Origin of the sequence: Chitinophaga sp. GbtcB8 (assembly GCF_019091455.1) — a bacterium.
Taxonomy (GTDB): domain Bacteria; phylum Bacteroidota; class Bacteroidia; order Chitinophagales; family Chitinophagaceae; genus Chitinophaga.
The window spans coordinates 55,274-75,935 of record NZ_JAGXJN010000036.1 but is presented as its reverse complement, the minus strand read 5'-3'; the positions used below and the strand labels follow the sequence as shown (position 1 = coordinate 75,935).

The following is a 20,662-nucleotide window of genomic DNA, read 5'->3' as shown; positions in this document are numbered from 1 at the left end:
TAAATCTAAAATCCCATGGGTGTTTTCTTTTACATCACAGCGGCCATTGCTGTTTTCTCTACCGCGATGGTAGTAACGCGGTTCAATATCATGCACGCGTTGCTGTACCTGATCGTATCGCTGTTATCTGTAGCGGTGATCTTTTACCTGTATGGCGCGCCTTATATGGCCTCACTGGAAATAATTGTGTATGCCGGCGCTATTATGGTGCTGATCATCTTTTTTGTAATGATGCTGAACCTGGGACCGGAAAGCACGCGTTTGGAAAAGCAGTGGTTAAAACCCGGTATGTGGATGGCGCCCGCCTTGTTTTGCGTAATACTGCTGGGAGAGCTGGTATACCTGATCGCGCAAAATCATACGCCCGTTACCGGTATTAAAGAAGTAACGCCTAAAGAGGTGGGCCGTAGCTTATTCGGGCCTTATATACTGGCTGTGGAGCTTAGCGCTATGCTGCTGATGGCGGGCATTGTAGGGGCTTATCATTTAGGGCGGCAGCAACCAAAAACTTTACACCGTTTTCTTCAAAGCAAACCATCATGAATATTCATCCAACAACTGCAGGCATGACGCTGGCCGGGATCCTCTTTGTACTGGGGCTTATCAGTATGCTGATACGCCGTAACATGATCTTTATGCTGCTGTCGGTAGAGATTATGCTGAATGCGGCAGGGCTGGCCTTTATAGTGGCTTCGTCGCACTGGGCGCAGCCGGACGGGCAGGTAATGTTCATGTTCATTCTGTCAATGGCTGCTGCAGAAGTGTCCGTGGGGCTGGCGCTGGTCCTGCAGCTCTATCACCAGCTAAAATCACTGGATAGTGATGAAGCCAGCAGGATGAAAGGATAAAAAGAACAACAAAACATAAATCATCGTTTTATGCTTTTCCTCATACCGGCATTGCCATTCTTTTCTGCCCTGGTGCTTATACTGGCCGGGCGCTCCCTGAACAAGGCGGCGGTTTCCGTGATTGCCTGCGGCAGTATGGGAATAGCGGCGGCTATTACATTGGTATTGGGGTTGCCATTCATACAATCCGGCGAGCATATTATAGTACAGCACTTATGGACCTGGATGCAGGCCGGTTCCTTCAGCGCCGGTATTGACCTGCGGCTGGATGCTTTATCGCTGGCCTTTGTATTTGTGATCACATTTGTAGGTTTTCTTATTCATGTATACTCCACCGGGTACATGGCAGAGGATGCGGATTACAGCCGTTTTTTTGCCTGTATGAACCTGTTTGTAGGCGCTATGCTGCTGCTGGTGCTGGCTGATAATTTATTGCTGTTATACTTTGGCTGGGAAGGTGTTGGTTTGTGCAGCTACCTGCTGATAGGTTTCTGGTATAAGGATCCTGCCAATGGGTATGCAGCCCGCAAAGCCTTTATTGTAACACGGGTGGGCGATACTGCCATGGCCATTGCCCTGTTCATGTTATTCCAGTACACCGGTACTTTACAGATACAACAGATCCTGGATCAGGCGCCGCAGCTATGGGCTGCAGGTAACAGCACTATTGTATTGATCGCTTTCCTGTTATTAGGCGGCGCAGTGGGCAAGTCGGCGCAATTGCCGCTGCAAACCTGGCTGCCGGATGCTATGGCCGGCCCTACGCCGGTGAGCGCATTAATACATGCAGCTACCATGGTTACAGCGGGTGTGTACCTGATTGCACGTACACATGTATTGTTTGAGCTGGCGCCGGCTGCACAAACCGGGGTAGCCGTTATTGGCGCAGTTACCTTATTACTGGCGGGCTGCAGCGCATTGGTGCAAACAGATATTAAACGGGTGCTGGCCTATTCCACCATCAGCCAGATAGGGTATATGTTCCTGGCGTGGGGTGTAGGCGCGTGGTCAGCCGCAATTTTTCATTTGGTAACACATGCATTCTTCAAAGCCTTGTTGTTCATGGGCGCTGGCGCAGTGATAGTAGCCATGCACCATGAGCAGGATATGTTTAAAATGGGCGGGCTGCGTAAACAGCTGCCGGCGGTGTTCTGGGTGTTCTTAATTGGTTCTGCCTCCCTATCGGCCATTCCGTTCATTACATCCGGTTTTTATAGTAAAGATCAGATCGTGTGGCTGGCATGGTCCTCTGTGTACGGACATACGTTTTACTGGATTGCCGCTATTACCGGCGCTTTCCTTACAGCTATGTACACATTCCGTATGGTGTTCCTGACCTTTTACGGGCCTAAGGCATCACACCACACGCCGCATGCACCGGGCAACAGCATGATGATACCGCTGTACATACTGGCGCTGTGCAGCACCCTGGCCGGTTTTGTGGAGCTGCCGCATACCATGGGGCATGTAACGCTATTCAGTGACTGGCTGCAGCATGTATTACCGGCGGTGCAGCTGCAGCAGGAATCTACTGCGCTGGAATGGACCTCCCAGCTGCTGGCTGCGGGGCTTACCTTCCTTGGTATTTACATTGCCTGGGTATGGGTAATAGAAAGGCCGGATGGCATGCTGCGTTTTTCACAAATGCCTTTTATGCGCTGGCTGCGCAAATTATGGTTCAGCGGCTGGGCCTTTGATGCCCTGTATGATGAAATGCTGGTACATCCTTTTGTGCGTACGGCCCGCATGAACCGGCGCGATATGATAGACCGCATCTATACTACGCTGGCCCGTATCACTGAGTGGTTACATAATATACTGGCCCGCACGCAAAGCGGCCTTCTGCGCTGGTATATTATGGGCGTAGTGCTGGGTGCTGTAGTGATATTAAGCGTGCTGATATGGCGGGTGTATGTATAAAACCTAAGATCGTAAATCTAAAATCGTACATCAAAATGGTCCTGTTATATATTATACTGATACCCATGTTTGGCGCTTTGCTTTCCTGGCTGGCATCGGCCAGGAGCATAGCGCTATGCCGCTGGATTGCGCTGGTAAGCCTGTTGTGCGGCCTGCTGCTGGTAACCGCCTTGTGGGCAGGTAACGCTGCAGATCCAACGCCTGCCGGGCACTGGATGTACAACTGGCAGCAACCGTGGATCCCGCATTTTGGTATTAGCCTGCACCTGGCTATGGACGGGCTAAGCCTGGTAATGCTGGCACTTACCTTTTTCCTGGGCGCATTATCCGTATTAATATCGTGGCGGGAAATAAAATATAAAACAGGCTTCTTTCACTTTAACCTGCTATTTGTAATTACCGGCATAGCCGGTGTATTCCTGACCATGGGCCTGTTCCTGTTCTACTTTTTCTGGGGAGTGATGTTAATCCCCATGTATTTCCTGATAGGGATCTGGGGGCATGAGCGGCGGGAGTATGCGGCGTATAAGTTCTTCATTTTTACGCAGGCCGGCGGGCTGCTGATGCTGCTGGCCATACTGGGCTTGTACTTTATTCATGGCGCTAACACCGGCGTATATACGTTCGATTATTTTTACCTGTTAAATACTCCCATGGAGCGTGCCGTGGCGCAATGGCTGATGCTGGGTTTCCTGGTGGCCTTTGTTGTAAAGCTGCCGGCCATTCCCTTTCATACCTGGCTGCCCGATGCGCATACCGAAGCGCCTACTGCGGGCAGCGTGGTGCTGGCAGGGCTGTTATTAAAAACCGGTGCGTATGGCATCCTGCGTTTTGTGCTGCCCCTGTTCCCCGCTGCATCGCATGACTTTGCACCCTGGGCTATGCTGCTGGGCGTAGCAGGTATTTTGTACGGCGGGCAGCTGGCTTATTCACAGCCGGACCTGAAACGCTTAATTGCCTATACCAGCGTTAGCCATATGGGTTTTGTGCTGCTGGGCGCTTTTGCTTTTAATGAACTGGCTTATAAAGGTGTGGTGATGCAAATGATTGCACATGGCATTAGCACCGGCGCTTTGTTTATGATAGCGGGTGCTTTGTATGAGCGTATGCACACCCGTGAGCTAAGCCGTATGGGCGGGTTATGGCCTGCCATGCCGGCTATGGGCACTGTGACCATGATCTTTGTAATGGCATCGCTGGGATTACCCGGACTGGGAAATTTTGTAGCGGAATTCATGATCCTGTTAGGCAGCTGGCAGGCAAACCATATAATGACCATACTGGCTACTATCGGGTTGGTGATTGCCACGGTGTACTCCCTGCGCATTATGCAGAAAGTATTCTTTGGTCAATCAGAACGGCAGTATGCCCTGCCGGACCTGGGGCTGCGGGAATGGCTGATCATGGCGCCATTGGTAGTTGTGATATTGTGGCTGGGCGTGTATCCGCAAACGGTGCTGGGTACCATTACGAATTACGAATTACGAATTACGACGTTTAACAAGGAAGATGCACCGCGTGCTGAAAAGCGTAAGGTTGTGATTCCAGTGAGTGATTCATCGTTCGTAATTAATCATGCGCCATAACAATATCATCCGTGCTTAACACAATTCGTAATTAACAATTCACTCTGCTATGACTTTCGAAGACTTACTTAGCCTGGGACCTTTATTCAATATCTGCGGAGCAGCGGTATTGTGTATGCTGCTGGTAGCTATCTGGCGTAACCACCGGCTTATATATTATGTAACCCTGGTGGCTTTTGCGCTGGCGCTGATGTCGGTAGTGCCGGTGGCCACACTGTTGCCGCATACCATTGCCCCGCTGGTGGTAATAGATATGTTTGCGCTGTTTAACAGCGGTGCTATTGTAGGGTCGGGGCTGATCATTGTATTGTTATCCTATAACTATTTTGAGGAGCGGGAAGAACGTAAGGAAGAGTATTACCTGCTATTGCTGCTGGCTACTGCCGGTGCGCTGGTGCTGGTGATCAGCCGGCATTTTATGTCGTTCTTCCTGGGGCTTGAAATGCTGAGCATTAGCCTGTATGGCCTTATTGCATATCTGCGTGCCCGTCAGCGCTCAGATGAAGCGGGTATAAAATACCTGATACTGGCAGCGTTGTCCTCCGCATTTTTATTGTTCGGGATGGCGTTGGTATATGGTTTTACCGGGCATATGGATTTCCCTGGTATTGGCGCTTACCTGCGGCAGGCAGGCACTTTCCCGCTGCCAGTAATTGCGGGTTTTGGGCTGATGCTGATAGGGATTGGTTTTAAGCTGGGCATTGTGCCTTTTCATATGTGGGCGCCGGATATTTATGAAGGGGCGCCGCTGCCGGTAGCTGCTTTTGTAGCTACTATTTCCAAAGGCGGTGTGCTGGTGGTGCTGATCCGTTTTTACCAGGATATTGGCGGCCGCAATTATACCATGTTATGGTGGATACTGGCTATTACTTCCATTGCTTCTATGTTTGTGGGCAACCTGCTGGCTCTTACGCAGCAGAATATTAAACGTATGCTGGCTTATTCTTCCATTGCGCACCTGGGCTATTTGCTGGTGGCGTTCTTATCCGATACACAATCGGGGTTGGAGGCTATTGCTTTTTACCTGACGGCCTATTTCCCCACCAGCATTGGTGCATTTGGTGTGCTGATTGTAATGAGCAGCAGCGTGCAGGATGCGGAAACGGTAGAGGATTACCGGGGCCTGTTCTGGCGTTATCCCTGGGTGGCGCTGGTGTTTACGGTGATGCTGTTATCCCTGGCCGGCATTCCGCTTACAGCGGGTTTCATTGGCAAGTTCTATATTGTAATGGCCGGGGTTGACGGGCACCATTGGTTCCTGCTCCTGATGCTGGTGATCAACAGTGTAATAGGCCTGTACTATTATATAAGGGTGGTAGCTATGATGTTCCGCACTACGGATACGTCTCAACGTATTTTTATCAAACCTTCCCTGCCATTGGCCGGTAATATTACCCTGGGCCTGATAGTAATGCTGCTGGTAGGTTTGGGCGTGTACCCCACGGCTATGATGCAGCTGATACAGCAGATGATGACGCTGATAAAATAAATATGCAAATGTGCAGATATGCAAATATGCAGATGTTTAATGCCGCGATTCAATGGCTTAATTCATCTGCATATTTGCATATTTGCACATGCGTACATTAAGTGTAGTGCTTTTGTGCTCCGAAGGCGACAGGTAACCCTATCATCACAACAATAATGGCCATGCCTAATAAAGCAGGCGCCCAGCGCAAAGGCGCCTGCTGGAAATTAGAAAGTGGTAATACGGCCAGATTCATTACCAGCCATACCAGTACGCCGAACAATACGCCGCTTACTACCCACTGCCTGTGCAAAAAAGACAGGTGGGGGTACAACAGGAAATAAACTGTTGTGAAGATGAGCGCAATGGCGTAATGGAACAGCAGCCCTGTTAAGGCCATGGTAACACCGCCGGCATATGCTTCCCTGCCAAATACTCCACTGGCAACGCCCTGCAGGATCTGCACAGGTGTAGCTTTCCCCATAATAAGCGCATACACGGTAATGGCGGAGAGAATGTCCAGGGTGCCGGCTATTAGCCCGGTCCGTAAAATGGTGTTTACATTTGATGCTACAGAATGCGCTGTCATAATTCTTGTTTCCTTTTTTTAAAGCATGGTTCCCGTTAACGAACTATAATTGATTTGCCGTAACCTTTTTGGCGGAAGGAGCTGGGATCATGAATTGGTTGAATTAAAGATCAAATCAAATGTAAACAAGGATCATCAGGGCGTGTAACAAATTCGACCAGGGGCCGGGAAGCGCATACAGACAGCATCCGGTAATGGCGGAAAGGCGTTGGTAGGTTGCAAACAGCCCGCCGGTTGTTGTAAGCGGTTAATGGTGTACAATCTTAAACCCTGTAATGTATATGGTAAAGTACCGTATATCATGGATGGGCAGGCATAATGCCTTTCCATCCATGATCCCGGACCACTCCTGCCAAAGAATAGCAGCAGCTTACATTCATAACAGGGGAGGTAGTAGTATGTTTTTGGGGCCACAAACCCGGCTCCGGGTATTACCCGCAGCGGGAGCAGCTGTTTAAAACCTGTTTTCCAATTCTGTGTAAATGGGGCCAACTTCAAGTTGCTGAAGGTAGTTCGGCATGCTTCAGCAATAATGTTCTTTTGTACTCAATGTGAAATGTTTTAGGGGTTAATAAAAAATGTGAATCGGCAATAAAGATAAAGGTTACCTGCTTTTCTAAAAATTGAAAACTATGAACGGTTTTGTATTTAAAATAAACGGCAGCCTCCGCTTTTCCAAAGGTCTTTGCTAAAAATGGAACAGCTCTTTCATCCTTGCTATAAACGGCTCTTTCTTACGGCGGCTTACTTCTATCTGCGCTCCGTTGGTCATAATAACAGTGCCTCCTTCCCCGCGCTGGTATTCAATTACATGCTGCAGGTTCACCAAATACGATTTGTGCACACGCAGGAAATTCGTACCGGTTAACAGTGTATCATAATCGCTTAATGGTTTGGATACAATGATGGATTTCTTATTTACCAGGTGCACAATGGTGTAGCTTCTTTCTGCGGCGCAGTACACGATCTCATCCAGCTTTAATACGGTGAAACCTTTGAGCGTAGGCAGGCACAGGCGCATTTCCATGGGCATACCGGTTTTGTGAATGTTGTAGGCCAGCGTGGATACGGGCTCATTCTCCTTCTCCGCAGCGCGCCTTTTTTCAACACGCTGTACTGCTTCCATCAGGCGGTCTTCATCCACCGGTTTCAGTAAATAATCTGCGGCGCTGTATTGTAATGCCTGCAGCATATACTCATTATGCGCGGTTACAAATACTACTTCAAAATCCTGGCGGGAAAGGTCCATCAGCATTTCAATGCCGCTTTTACCGGGCATCTGGATATCCAGGAATACCACATCGGGTTCCAGCTCCTGCAGCTTTTGGCTGGCAGCGGCTGCGCTGGAGCAGCTGGCCAGCACATTCACCTGCGGGCAGTTGTTTTCCAGCATTTTGCGAAGGGTTACAATGCCATTCACCTCATCGTCAACAATGATTGCTTTCATACTATGCATTTTTAAAGATCAGTTAGTTTAAAGCGGAGCACCGCTTGTGTACCGGTATTATGATGGCCGTTATCACTACGGTCTGTGATGGTTAACGCGCAATCCATATGGTATTTCTCATTCATGATGCTGATGCGGTTGCGCAGGTTATCCAGCCCCACGGAGCGGTGTGTAGTTTTGCGCTGCTGTTTCAGTTTTTCCGCCTGCCGTATGCCAATGCCGTTATCTGTAATAGCACAGGTGAACACTTCGCCCTGCAGGCTAAAAACAATGTCCACGGCCTTTTCTCCCTCGCGGTGCATTAACCCGTGCCAGATGGCATTTTCCACCAAAGGCTGTATCATTAATGTGGGGATGGTAATATCTTCATCCGCCAGCTCATCATCTGTTTGTATGGTGTAGGTGAAGGAGTCATCAAAACGCAGCTTTTCCATTTGCAGGTAACTTTCCAGGTACTCAATATTTTCCTTCAGTGTTACAAAAGACTGTTTGGACTGGCTGAGCGTAAGTCGTATCATTTGCGCAAACTTGCTCAGGTAGCGGGATGCGTTGGAGATATCCTGCTCCAGTATCATCCGCTTAATGCCATTGAGCGCATTAAAAATGAAGTGCGGGTTCATTTGCGTTTGCAGGGCCAGCAGCTGTGCTTCTGCCAGCTGCTCGTTAATGGAGTTCAGCTCTTCATGTTTAATACGCAGTGATTGTTCTGATACCAGCTGCCGCTGCAAAATGCCGGTACGCCATCTGAATACCGTGTACACTGCTATGGCTGCCAGTAATAATAACAGGCCAAAGAACCAGGGCCTAAGCCAGAAGGGTGGCAGCACGCGAATGGTGAACTCCCGTACCTGCTCTGGCCAGCGGTTGTTAATAGCAAACAGCTTTACCTGCACGCGGTACAAATCCGGCGCCAGGCTGGCTATGTTAAAGGTATTCCGCGCGCCCAGCTGCTGCCAGCCGCTGCTATCTGCCTTTAAGATGCGATAGGCAAAACGCTGGCTGCTGCTGTACAGGAAATTAATGCTGCCCAGCGTAACCGTAATATCATTCCGGTACCAGCTGGTGATAATTTCCTTGGCAGGGAAATGGATCTCCTGCTGATCACCGATGCTGATATTTTCAATAAAAAATGGCGGCGCCGTCATGGTTGTAAGCAAACTTTCAGGGTCAAATTTTACAAGGATACGGGAAAACCCTATGCTGAGTTGCCTGCTGGCGGTATCGTAATAAAATTTGCTGCCGTCTGCTACCGGCAGGTCGGGGAAGCCATCTTCCTTACCAAAAGAAACCATACGCAGCGTGGCCAGGTCCAGGCAGGAGAGGCCGGAGTGGCCGGCCATCCACAGGCGGTTGTTCACCACCGTCATGGCGGCAATATTATTATCCTGCAGGCCGTTGCTGCGCGTAAAATGCAGCCATTTACCGCTGCGAAGGTTATAACCGGTAAGGCCATTGTTGTTACTGTTACACCAGAGCGTGTTGTGCTCATCCACCACAAAATTATTCACCTGCCGGTCCGGCATTTTAATGTAGGGAAAGGTATCTACTAAACGGTCAAACTGTTGGGTGAAGGCGTTGTAACGGCACAGGCCATGCCCTGCCATCCATATGTTGCCGGCAGTGTCCAGGCCCAGGCGCAGCGCGCGTTGTATGCCGTGGTAAAGGGGCGTGGCGGTATTAACGGGTGTGAGCTGTTGGGTGGCTGCGCTGTAAGTATAAATATTGGCTGCGGTGATCCAGGTACGGCCCTGCCGGTCTGTTTGCAGGTCAGCTGCTTCATACTCCGGCAGGTCCCAGTGCTGCAATACTTTATGGGTTTGCAGGTCCAGGCGCAGCAGGGGGCGCTCTGTGCCTACCAGTAAGCTATGCCCATCTGCAGGGGCTAAGCAATAAATATTATCTGCTGCTGCGGCATAACTTTTAAAGCTGATGCGCTTATTAAAACGGAAAGGCTGCTTGTCAAACACCAGCAGGCCGCCGTTCTCCCGGCAGGCTACGTACAGCTGATCACCGGCGCCATACACATCATCCATTATTAAATTGGGGAATGCGGTATTGATGTTTGGCGGCAGCGCGGCCTGCTCTATCCGCGCCTGGCGGTTGTGCTGGTGGAATAATCCCTTGTTGGTGCCTACCCATAAATAACCATCGCGGTCCTTTAACAAGCTGTTGCAGCTGTAGGCGGCAAAATATTTTTCCGGGAAAATGTGCGCATTGCCTGTTTGCGGGTTAAAGATCATTTTATGAAAACCAGATACCTGCCCGGTAAAATAAAAAAGCGTATCATTTACCTGTATCAGCTTGGAACGCTCACCTATCAGCCGTTCCTGGTAGGGGAGCACCGGCAGGCGGCTTACTATTTTTTGCTGTGTGGGCACATCCACATAGACCAGGCTATCAGAGTTTTCAGGCAGTATAAAAAAGCGGCCGGTTCTGATCTGGAACACCTTTGACTGGGAAAGCGGCAGGTATTCTGCCAGCAACGGACAGTCTGCCGCCTCCATTTTTTTTACCCGGTGCGTAAGGGTGTTGTAGAGATAAAAGCCTAAATAGGAAGTGATGATGAACCGCTGCTCATCCAGCTGCAGCAGGCCAATGCCAAAGATCAGCGGCTGTGTGATCTCACTGTCTTTGTAATGATCATACCTGTATACGAGGCGGTAATTTTGATCATAATGGTAAATGCCCGGGCGGGTAAGCACAATGAGATCCCCGTTGTTGCAGCCCCGCACCGACATGATGTTATTAAACTTATACTGGAACTTTTTTTGTTTGTAGGGGATGAAGATATTACGCGCGTCGCCGGTAGCGGTGTTGATCATGTGCAGGCCCACACCCGTGCGCACGCCCAGGCGCGACTGGCCTAAGAATACCAGGCCTTTGATCTCTTCTGCGGGCAGCGACAAACTATCGTCCGTATTATGGAACTGCATAAACTGGCTGCCATTGTAACGATTGAGGCCGGAGGATGTGGCCGCCCAGATATAACCGGTGGCATCCTGCACCAGGCTGGTAATATTATCATCAGATAAACCCTCTTGCCGGGAGTAATGGGTGAAATCACTTTCACGAAGATCCTGGGCCGTTAACAAATTACAAAAGAGGCATAGCAGGGGTACTATAGTTAGCCGAACGTACATACCTGTAAACATTGGGGTGGCTCCAAAGTTACTTTCTTTTGCGAAAACCAGGTAGCTGAAAATTTATTGCTCCAATACCCGCATCACCAGCTCCTTATAACTGCGGCCAATGGGTATGGGGGCGCCGTTGATCTCTACATCGGTAGCGGTAAAGGCATCTATCTTGTTCTTTGACACAATAAAGGAGCGGTGCACGCGCAGGAAATTGTTCTTTGCCAGCAGCTCTTCTATTTGCCCCAGCTGGAATTTGGTGAGGATAGTTTTATCGGGGGTTACAATACGGATGTATTCTTTCATGCTTTCAATGTACAGGATCTCATCCAGGTACACCTTTACCATTTTTTTGCTTACGTTAAAGAACAGGTGTGTTCTTTCCGGGGCAGCGGAGCTGGCCGTTGCGGGGGATACGGCTGTTGGTTTTTGTACTTTGTTCACCGCCATCAGGAAGCGGCTGAACTCAATGGGTTTAAGCAGGTAGTCCACCACATTCAGCTCATAACCCTGCAATGCATATTCCTGGTAAGCGGTGGTAATAATTATCTGCGGCGGTTCTTTCAGCGCTTTTATGAACTGCATGCCTTTCAGCTTAGGCAGGTGAATATCCAGGAACACTACATCCACTTTTTCTTTTTGCAGTATTTCCATGGCGTAAATGGCATCGCTGCAAATGCCCTGCAGCTGCAGGAAAGGTACCTGCTGAATATAATCGCTCAGCACCTCCGCGGCCAGCGGCTCATCTTCCACAATAAGGCAGCTATATTTTTGCATGGCTATCCAGGTTTATAGTCAGGTATACTTTAAAAAGCGTGTGCTGGTCTTCTACCTCCAGCTGATAATCTTTATACATCAGCTCCAGCTGCCGCCGCACATTGCCTAAGCCGATATTATCTGTTACGGGGTGTGCGCCGCCATTTTCCTTTGTGTTCTCAATACGGAAAGTGAGGCGGCCTTCCTGTAATTTAATATCAATGTAAATAAAAGAATCAAACCGTGATTCACTAACGCCGTGTTTAAATGCATTTTCCACAAAAGGCAGCAGCAGCAGGGGCGCCAGAGGATAGGCGCCATTGTCGATCTCTTTTTCAAAAGTAATGGTCAGGCGGTCGTTATAGCGGATCTTTTCCAGCTCTAAATAATCATCCAGCATTTTTATTTCATCCGCTACGGGTATAAAAGTTTTGCTGGTTTCATACAGCATAAAGCGCAGCAGCTTGGACAGCTTCATTACAATTTCTGCGGTGAGGTCTGATTTTTTGCGGGCCAGCACATAAATGTTGTTCAGCGTATTGAATAAAAAGTGCGGGTTGGTTTGGTTGCGCAGGAACTTAAGCTCTGTTTCCAGTTTTTCTTTCACCAGGTTTTTTTCCCGCTCTTTGCTGGTAAGCTGTTTGCGCAGCAGGTGCAGCGTAACAGCGGTGCCGGTTACAAAACCAAAGTCCATAAGGGCTACCATCAGGCTGCTGCCGCCAAACATAGGCGAGGGTTTCAGCAAACCGTGGTAAATATTCATGTATACATAATAGGAAAATACAGCGCGGTAAAAGATAAGCACTACTATAAACACCAGGGTAATATAAAGGGCTTCCAGCCAGATGCGGCTGCCTTCTTTCAGGATCCTGTTCATGGAAAAGCACAGGATAAAATAGACGAAGATCATTTTAGGGATACCGGCGGCTATGCCGGCCATAACAGCCATTACAAAGGCTTTGCCTTCCGGTACCTGCGGAATGGCGGGGGCTACCCACAAAAATTGCAGTAAGGAATCCTGCAGCAGGTACACTACCCAGAATAAAATATGCAGTAAAAACCGGCTCATGCGATTTCAAAAATCGTAAAAAAGGCGGTTATTACTGCATAAACCTATGAAAAACGCTTACCGATGGATGAAAAGCTGGTATTGATGTGCTGAATTAAAAAAGACCGGCAGGTTTCCACCCCTGCCGGGTCTTATATGTCTAGTTGTCTATGAGACCCATTTCTTTCAGCCTTGCAGCTGCTTCCAGCACCATAGTACCACTTAACTGCGTGGTAAGATCAGTGGTGGTAATAACGCTCGTCCAGTTGGGGCTGAAGAGCACCTGCGGGCGGGCGGTGCCCTGCAGCCACAGTGTTTGCGCATTCAGCTGTAAAAAGCTGGCAAACCTGGTTTTATCCGTGCTGCCCAGGTCACCATCTGTGATCAGCAGCATAAGATAACGTACCAGTACGCCTTTGAATAAACCGCCATCACCCTGGCCTTCATCTTTAAGAACATTGCTTTTAGTGAAATCGCCGGTGAGGGAGTTGTTGGCTGTTTTCAATGCATCATTCAAATAGCCCTGCTCACCGGTGAGCTTATACAGCTCTATACCGGCGCCAATGAACACGCCCTGGTTGTAGGTGAACTTCCAGTCTTTATTCACCGTACCGCTGCCATCCTGGTTAATACCATCGTATACCAGGCCGGATGCAGGATCTACCAGCGTGGTTTTTTGCCACTGGTAAATTTTCTTTGCCCAGTCCATGTCTGCAGGGTCCTGCGTAACCTGGTACATACGGGCGGCAATAATACAGGCCGGTGCATTGGCGGGTGTGTTCTTATAGTTCTTTGATTTGTCTTTATTCCAGTGTATGCCGCCGCCCCATACCAGGTCCCAGCCGCCTTTAATATCATTCCAAAGCTCCTGTGCGGTGGCTTTAAAACGGTCGTCGCCGGTGGCTTCATAAGCGCGCAGGCAGGCCAGTGTCATCCACTCCATATCATCATAAAAATGATTGATGTAGGTGTTGCCATTCTTTGCCTTTACACCATCCAGCAGGTCGGTCATACGGGTTTTAACGGCGGCGTCGTTCTTGCGCAGGTAACCATCTACCAGCACATCCAGCGCATGGGCCTGCGGCCAGTAGTTAAAGGTTACATCACCGGCATTATTTTTATTAAAATATTTACCGTTGGCGTTATAAAAATTAGCGGTGAGCGAGGCCTGTGCAGAATCTGCAATGGCAGGCCAGTCATATTTATAGGTGGCTTTGCCTGCGCCCGGGCCGGGACCTTCATCTACCGGCTCTTTCAGGCAGGAGACCCAGGTAACGGACAGCAGCAGCATGCAAGGCGCCAGCAAACGTTGTAAAGCGATCATGATTCTGAATTAAAAGTTTAAAGTGTTGAAGGAAGGCCGACCAAAAAGAATGTAAAATGTAAAATTTTAAATCATAAATGTAAAAGTGAAATACCGTGAACATAAGTCTGAACCTGGTATCGTGGCAATCTACTTTTACATTTTAAATTTTACATTTATGATTTTACATTCTTTTTGATCAACCCCCAGATGCTTACAATACAATTATTTCGTGGGTATAAGCCTTGTCTGCCTGGAAGTACATTTTTACATCACAGTTCTTGGTATCTACCTCTGTCTGGAACTTGTAACAATAGTTCCACTGATCGTTGTTAGCTATGGGATAAAGCTGCCAGAAACTAAGCGGTGTAGCGCTTGTGGGGCGGCTGTTATCTGCATTGGAGCTGCCCAGCCATTCTTCACCGGCAGTACCGTCTGCTGACTTCACATTCATACGGAACTTATAGCGCTCATCACGGCCCCAGGATTCCTGCTTAAAGGTTATAACCTGGTTGCTGGCTGTAAAGGTGCCATTGCCTGAATAAGTAAGGTTAAACAGGATCTTATTATCCGGTGCAAACCATAATCCCATACCGGTGATCTCTGTCATGGTGCCGGTAGTGTTGTTAAAGTCCAGACGGATCCGGTACACTTTAGTGCCGCCGCTTTGCGTGGTTTCGCCGCCTTCTTTCAGCACAGCGCCATCCAGGGAATACGTGGCGGGGGTACCGGTATTACGGTCTACGAACTGGTATTTACCGTCCTTCAGGGAAGTATAAATTTCAAATACGCCGCTGGTGATGCTTTTCAGGTGCAGGGCTTTGGAAAGGTCGGCGCCTGCTTCTGTAGCTTCGCCGGTCAGGAATACATCCACCGGGATCTCTGCAAAACCATTGGGCCTTTCTACTTCCAGGATGCGGCTTTCAGCTGCCGGCTGTACGTTGTACCCTTTGGCTGCCAGCACCGTCCATTTGAGCTTGCCGGTGCCTAATGCAGGGATGCCGGCATTGTTGGCTATGGTGTTCAGCTCCTTGTGGGAAAGGGACAGCTTGTTCTGCACGCCGCCACCATCTGATGTGTATTTGGCAATGGGCTTGGAGAAGTCGCCGTCTTCTTTATCAAAGGCTACTTCATATAGTACCAGGGAGCCGTCTTCTGCGCGGGCCTGGTCCCACTCAAAGCTAACAGCGGCGCTGGTAGCGGGCTGCAGCTTTACGAATTTATTGTCGGCCGGCGCACCCAGGTGCTCTACCGGTTTAATATTGGTGTTGAGCTTATAATCGTCTTTTTTGCAGCTGCCCAGGAACATAACTGCTACTGCGGGCAATGCGGTAAATATGAAAGCTATACGTTTAAGCATATACGGGAATTTGTAGGTTTACCAACCCTGGTTTTGTGAAAGATTTTTGTTCTGATCGCGTTCAAATGTAGGCACCGGCCACAGGTAGTGTTTTGGATTAGTGAACGTGCGGTTTGCCACAATGATATAACCATTGGGATCCCGGTTGAACGCGCCGGACGTTACCTTAATACCTCTTACCGGTTTTGCCAGCACCTGATCTGCAATTTTCCAGCGGCGTATGTCGTACACACGCAGCCCTTCAAATGCCAGCTCAGCGCGCCTTTCACGGCGCACAACCGTACGCAGCTGCTCCTGTGTTAAAGCGGCATTGAACTCAGTAGCGCCGGCATCCGTGAACTTGGCGCGTACCCGCAATGCGCGGATGGTATTGTTCCATACATTGGCATCCAGCTGGGCCAGCTCGTTCTTGGCCTCTGCATACATCAGCAATACATCGGCATAGCGGATGAGGATGAGGTTTAAGCCGGACTGGTAGTTGGTGGAGGTACGGTCGTAATATTTATAAAAATAGTAACCGGTGGGAGAGGCGCCCTGATCGTCAACAGTATTGGTGGCCGGGTTGGAGCCTGGCTGTGTAAGAATGGTTTGCACTACACCGTTAAAATCCGTTACCGTAGAGCCATGATGCAGGATGGTGGCATTAAAGCGGGGATCGCGGTTGGTGTAGGGATCATTTTCATTATAACCGGAACCTGCTTCCTTAATGCCTTTACCATTCGTCATCACGTAATCATCCACCAGGTCCTGCGTGGGTACCAGCACACTTCTTAACAGGGCCACGGTTTGCGGCATAAAGCTGCGCAGCACATCGTAAGTGCGGCCGCCGCCATATTGCAGGTCAAGCACCACTTCTTTGTTATACTCATTGCCCACAGTGAAAATGCTGGCATAATCATCCATTAAGCCGTAAGTGCCGTTCTCTGTTTTGTTAATAAGCAGCTCACAGTCGCTTACAACGGCCTGCCATTCGCCGTTGTACAGGTGTACGCGGGCGCTGAAGGCTATGGCGGCGCCACGGGTTATCCGGCCTTTGTCCTTATCCGCATACCCGCTGCTGCCGGAGTAGTTATTCACCGGTAGGTCTGCACGGATGGCGTTCAGCTCACTCAATACAAACTGGATGATGCTGTTCTTTGCTGTGCGGTTAATAGTGCGTGATTCGTCAATAGAGATCACATTGGTGAAAAAAGGTACATCGCCATACCAGGTGGCCAGCTGAAAATAAGCGTAGGCACGTATAAAGCGGGCTTCTGCGGTGATGCGGTGCTTAAGCGTGCTGTCCAGCTTTGGCACCTTATCTATATTCTCTGTTAAAAGATTACAGCGGCGGATGGTGGTGAAGTAATAGCCCCAGGTATCCTTTACGCGTGCGTTAGACGGGTCGTACCCGCCATTGGCAATGGCTGTTACGTTCTGGAAGCCAACGCCATTTACGTAGGCATTATCGCTGAGGCCATCGTCGCCAAAGAAATAATCCGTTTTGGATAAATGCTCATAACAGGCGGAGAGAGCATCCAGCGCATCCTGTGTATCTCGCCAGTAGGCTGTTTCCGTAAACTCGCGTGTAATGGGCTGGTCCAGTTTACGGCAGGCAAACAGTCCTACAGCGAAAACGATTATGATGAGTGTTTTTTTCATTGAATTGTTTTTTTCTTACTTCCTGCATTAGAACTTCACATCCACACCCAAGGCAAACGTGGCGGCGTTGGGATAGTTGCGGCCAGCGATCGGATTGTAGTTTGAAAAGTTCAGCTTATCATCAAATTGTGTGAACTCAGGATCCATGCCTATTTCGCGGAAGCGTTTAGGCATAATGGTGATCAGGTTCTGGCTGGTGAAGTAAATACGTGCGCTTTCAATATGCACGGTATTGGTAATACCGCGGGGCAGGGTGTAACCTACCTGCAGGTTCTTGAGGCGTATGTATTTGGTATCAAACATCCAGTAATCAGAGTAGGCAAAGTTGTTGGCATCTGCCGTACCAATGGTTAAACGCGGGTAAGTGGCGTTAGGATTGGTGGGCGTCCAGCGGTCCAGGTGCTGCACAAAGGCGTGGTCCTCGTTATTATGGAAAGCTTCCACAATATCGCCGCGCAGGAACTGCGAGCGTTTGCCCACACCCTGCCAGAACATGTTCAGGTCAAAGCCATGCCAGGTAACATTATATGTAAAGCCAAAGGTATAACGTGGAAAAGGATTACCGAAAACAAAACGGTCGTCTGCATCTATCACACCATCTCCATTACGGTCCACATACTTAATATCACCGGGCATTACCTGCTGGTTGTACGCAAAAGGCACTTTGGGTGCATTCTTGATATCGTCCAGGTTCTGGTACAGGCCGTTGGATTTATAACCGTAATAAGAGGAGATGGGGAAACCTTCTTTAATGATGTAAGAGAAATCGCTGCCGCGGATAGATTCCTGACCGAATGCTACTACCTTGTTCAGGTTATCAGACAGGTTAAAGCCAAATGCATGGCCAACCTTGCCGGTAGTAAGGCGGTAGGTTAATGCCAGCTCCCAGCCTTTATTATTTACCTTACCTACATTCTCAAGCGGAGATTTTTCCTGATCGGTTGTAACGCCGGCTGTTCCGGGCACCGTCTGAAAAAGGTAGATACCGGTAGTATTCTTGTTGAAATAATCGAAAGATGCGGTAAGCGCGCCTTTAAAGAAATCTGCATCTACGCCATAATTGGTCATGGCAGATACTTCCCATTTCAGCAGATCATTATAGGTAGAGAAGATGGAGCCGGGCGCTGGTGAGTTATTAAAGGAATAATTACCCAAATTAGAATTGATATACACCCGTGACAGGTAGTTAAACCCGCCAATGTTGGAGTTACCCACCTGGCCGTAAGAGAAGCGGAACTTTACGTTACCGATATTTTCCTTTACATACTGCATAAAGTCTTCCTCTGTAATACGCCAGCCCAGTGAAAAGGCGGGGAAGAACTGCCAGCGGTGGCCGGGGGCCAGCTTGGAAGATCCATCGTAACGCCAGGTGAACTCTGCCAGGTATTTATCATCATAGGCATAGTTCAAACGGCCAAAGAGGGAGTTGAGCGCATATAAGTTAGGGTTTGCAATATCATTATAATCGCCAATGCTGCCGTAATCAAAGGTACCATCGGGTTTGGGGCGGTAACCGCCGCCAATGGCCCAGTCATTATCCAGGTTGGTAGTGCCAAAACGGTCGGCGTTGAAACCGTAATCTTCATTCACCGCATCCGTACGGGCGCCTACCTGTGCTTTCACATAATGTTTGCCAAAGGTATTTTCATATTCCGCCGTAGCATACACGTTTGTGTTCAGATCTTTACGCTCCCTGTTATGCAGCTCATTATACAGCGGTGGTGCGGCCGTAGTATAATAGGGCGCATAGGTGTATTTATTAATGCGGCGTGTTTCGTTATTGATGTTGTATACACCGGAGGCATTAAAGTTCAGCTTAAAGTGGTTAACGGGCGTAATGGTTACATCCACACCACCCAGCAGGTTATCCTGCTCATTAAGCTTGTAGCCGCCTTCGCCCAGCTGCGCAAACACGCTGTTACTGGTAAGCGAGGGCACTACCCAGTTGCCCAGGCTGTCTTTTACAGGGTAAATACGCGGTACGCGCATGGCATCGCGCATCAGGATACCCATGTCTGCGGAATGTGTACGGGTATAGGATTTTGTGTAAGCAATGTTAGCGGCCACTTTTACATACTTACTAACGTCTATACCTATATTAGCGCGGGCATTGTAACGTTTGTAATAGAACGACTGGTCTGATGGCAGCCATTTGTTCTGCAGCATGTTGCCCTGGTCCACATAACCCAGTGATATCAGGTAGCTGCTGCTTTTGCCGCCACCGGTTACGCTCAGGCTGTGGTTTTGCTGCGGGGTGGTTTTACGCACCATTTCGCGCAGCAGGGCAGGGTCGGAGCCGCGGTTATGCCAGGCCTGAATTTCTTCTGATGAGAACTGCGGGGTTTTACCGGAGTTCACCAAAGCTTCATTCTTCATGCTCATATATTCCCATGCTTCTACCTGCCGGGGCAGGGTAGTGGGTGTTTGCAGGCCATACATGCCGTTGTACTGCACGCTGGGCTTATCATCTTTCTTACCTCTTTTGGTAGTGATGTAGATAACGCCGTTTGCGGCCTGTGATCCATAAATGGCGGAAGAAGCGGCATCTTTTAACACGGAAATACTTTCCACATCATAGGGGTTCAGGTTCTGCAGGCCGGTGCTGCCTGCCTGTACCCCGTCTATAATGATCAGCGGCGCGTTACCGGTTAAGCTGCCTACCCCGCGTATATTCAGGTTCAGCGCAGCGCCGGGTTCCGCATTATTCTGCTGAATGGTTAAGTTAGGCGCCAAACCCTGTAAGGCCTGGAACATGTTGCTGGAAGGGCGGCTGGTGATATCCTTGGTGGATACCGTGCTGATAGCGGCTGTTACCTGCGCTTTCTTTTGTGTAGTGTAAGCGGTAACCACTATCTCCCCCAGGTCTTTTGATTCAGCATCCAGCATAACAGTAATGCTGGTGCGGCTATTGATCCCCACTTCTTTTGTGATGAAGCCAATGGACGAGTAAACCAAGGTACCATTGGCTTGCCCACTGGGGATCTTTAACGTAAAAAAACCGTCTTCCCTTGTAGTAGTGCCGGTATTGGTATTCTTCAGGCGTACATTCACCCCCGGAATGCCATCGCCTTTATCATCTACTACGTTGCCGCTGATGGTAACGGTTTCCTGTTGCCGGTACTCTGCGGCGGGCTCGTTTCCCTGGCGGAGAATGATTTTATTGCTGATCAGCTCATAACTTACATTCAACGGGGAAAGCACCATGGGCAGCACTTCAGAAAGCTGTTTGTCTTTTACATTGAGCGTGATGCGCTGCGTGGTTTTAATCACATCATTTGAGTATACAAACACGTAAGCGGTTTGCTGCTCAATTTTTTCCAGCACCTGGTCCAGGTTTTCATTTTTAACCTGCAGGCTAACCCGGTTGTCCAGCGGGTTGGTATCTGTTGTTTTTTCCTGTTGCATTCTATACGGCGGCGGCATGCCGTATGCAAGTGCTACCTGGGCTTTAAGATCCAGCATGCTGAATAAAGCCATGCATATAAGGACCGGGAAGCACCATGAGCGGAAAGCTGGCAGTAAGAAGCCTGGTAAAGGTCTTTCTTTCATAGCGTGGAGACTTTGG

At 49.2% G+C, this 20,662-nt stretch carries 14 protein-coding genes; 5 read left to right on the top strand and 9 right to left on the bottom strand.

The features are described 5' to 3' along the window. The first annotated feature begins 15 nt into the window (after positions 1–15). From nuoJ to KVT36_RS25145, 5 genes are read left to right on the top strand one after another with little or no spacing between them, the layout of a single operon-like run. Positions 16–543 carry an NADH-quinone oxidoreductase subunit J gene (gene nuoJ / locus KVT36_RS25165; protein ID WP_217606207.1) on the top strand — a complete coding sequence of 176 codons (528 nt, stop codon included), beginning with the start codon at positions 16–18 and terminating at the stop codon, positions 541–543. Next, complete coding sequence (gene nuoK / locus KVT36_RS25160; RefSeq protein WP_217606206.1) at positions 540–848, top strand: NADH-quinone oxidoreductase subunit NuoK; 309 nt, start codon at positions 540–542, stop codon at positions 846–848. The genes nuoJ and nuoK overlap by 4 nt, the downstream gene beginning before the upstream one ends. Positions 849–878: 30 nt before the next feature. Then, positions 879–2,768: an NADH-quinone oxidoreductase subunit L gene (gene nuoL / locus KVT36_RS25155; RefSeq protein ID WP_217606205.1), complete on the top strand. Its 1,890-nt coding sequence runs from the start codon at positions 879–881 to the stop codon at positions 2,766–2,768. A 35-nt stretch (positions 2,769–2,803) separates the two neighbouring features. After that, positions 2,804–4,354 carry an NADH-quinone oxidoreductase subunit M gene (nuoM, locus tag KVT36_RS25150; RefSeq protein WP_217606204.1) on the top strand — a complete coding sequence of 517 codons (1,551 nt, stop codon included), beginning with the start codon at positions 2,804–2,806 and terminating at the stop codon, positions 4,352–4,354. A gap of 49 nt (positions 4,355–4,403) precedes the next feature. Then, positions 4,404–5,843, top strand: a complete 1,440-nt coding sequence (locus KVT36_RS25145) for an NADH-quinone oxidoreductase subunit N (RefSeq protein ID WP_217606203.1) — start codon at positions 4,404–4,406, stop codon at positions 5,841–5,843. Positions 5,844–5,940: 97 nt separating this feature from the next. Here KVT36_RS25145 and KVT36_RS25140 read toward each other — a convergent pair whose 3' ends face one another. The 9 genes from KVT36_RS25140 to KVT36_RS25100 form a co-directional block, all read right to left on the bottom strand. Next, on the bottom strand, positions 5,941–6,411 hold the full coding sequence (locus tag KVT36_RS25140) for a hypothetical protein (RefSeq protein ID WP_217606202.1): 471 nt from the start codon (positions 6,409–6,411) through the stop codon (positions 5,941–5,943). 688 nt (positions 6,412–7,099) lie between these two features. Continuing rightward, a complete protein-coding gene (locus tag KVT36_RS25135) occupies positions 7,100–7,858 on the bottom strand; it encodes a LytTR family DNA-binding domain-containing protein (protein ID WP_217606201.1) in 759 nt (252 codons plus the stop codon). An 11-nt stretch (positions 7,859–7,869) separates the two neighbouring features. Beyond that, positions 7,870–10,998: a histidine kinase gene (locus KVT36_RS25130; RefSeq protein ID WP_217606200.1), complete on the bottom strand. Its 3,129-nt coding sequence runs from the start codon at positions 10,996–10,998 to the stop codon at positions 7,870–7,872. A 63-nt stretch (positions 10,999–11,061) separates the two neighbouring features. Further along, positions 11,062–11,766 carry a LytTR family DNA-binding domain-containing protein gene (locus tag KVT36_RS25125; protein ID WP_217606199.1) on the bottom strand — a complete coding sequence of 235 codons (705 nt, stop codon included), beginning with the start codon at positions 11,764–11,766 and terminating at the stop codon, positions 11,062–11,064. Then, the gene (locus KVT36_RS25120) at positions 11,753–12,814 is read right to left on the bottom strand and encodes a sensor histidine kinase (protein WP_217606198.1); all 1,062 of its coding nucleotides are present in this window, start codon (positions 12,812–12,814) and stop codon (positions 11,753–11,755) included. The genes KVT36_RS25125 and KVT36_RS25120 overlap by 14 nt, the downstream gene beginning before the upstream one ends. 139 nt (positions 12,815–12,953) lie before the next feature. Then, positions 12,954–14,117, bottom strand: a complete 1,164-nt coding sequence (locus KVT36_RS25115; protein ID WP_217606197.1) for a glycoside hydrolase family 76 protein — start codon at positions 14,115–14,117, stop codon at positions 12,954–12,956. A 193-nt stretch (positions 14,118–14,310) separates the two neighbouring features. After that, entirely contained in the window at positions 14,311–15,456 is a 1,146-nt protein-coding gene (locus tag KVT36_RS25110) for a SusE domain-containing protein (protein ID WP_217606196.1), read from the bottom strand. A gap of 18 nt (positions 15,457–15,474) precedes the next feature. Then, positions 15,475–17,097: a RagB/SusD family nutrient uptake outer membrane protein gene (locus KVT36_RS25105; protein WP_217606195.1), complete on the bottom strand. Its 1,623-nt coding sequence runs from the start codon at positions 17,095–17,097 to the stop codon at positions 15,475–15,477. Positions 17,098–17,124: 27 nt separating this feature from the next. Then, positions 17,125–20,574, bottom strand: coding sequence for a TonB-dependent receptor (locus KVT36_RS25100; RefSeq protein ID WP_217606194.1), 3,450 nt, complete (start codon positions 20,572–20,574; stop codon positions 17,125–17,127). Between the last annotated feature and the right edge of the window lie 88 nt (positions 20,575–20,662).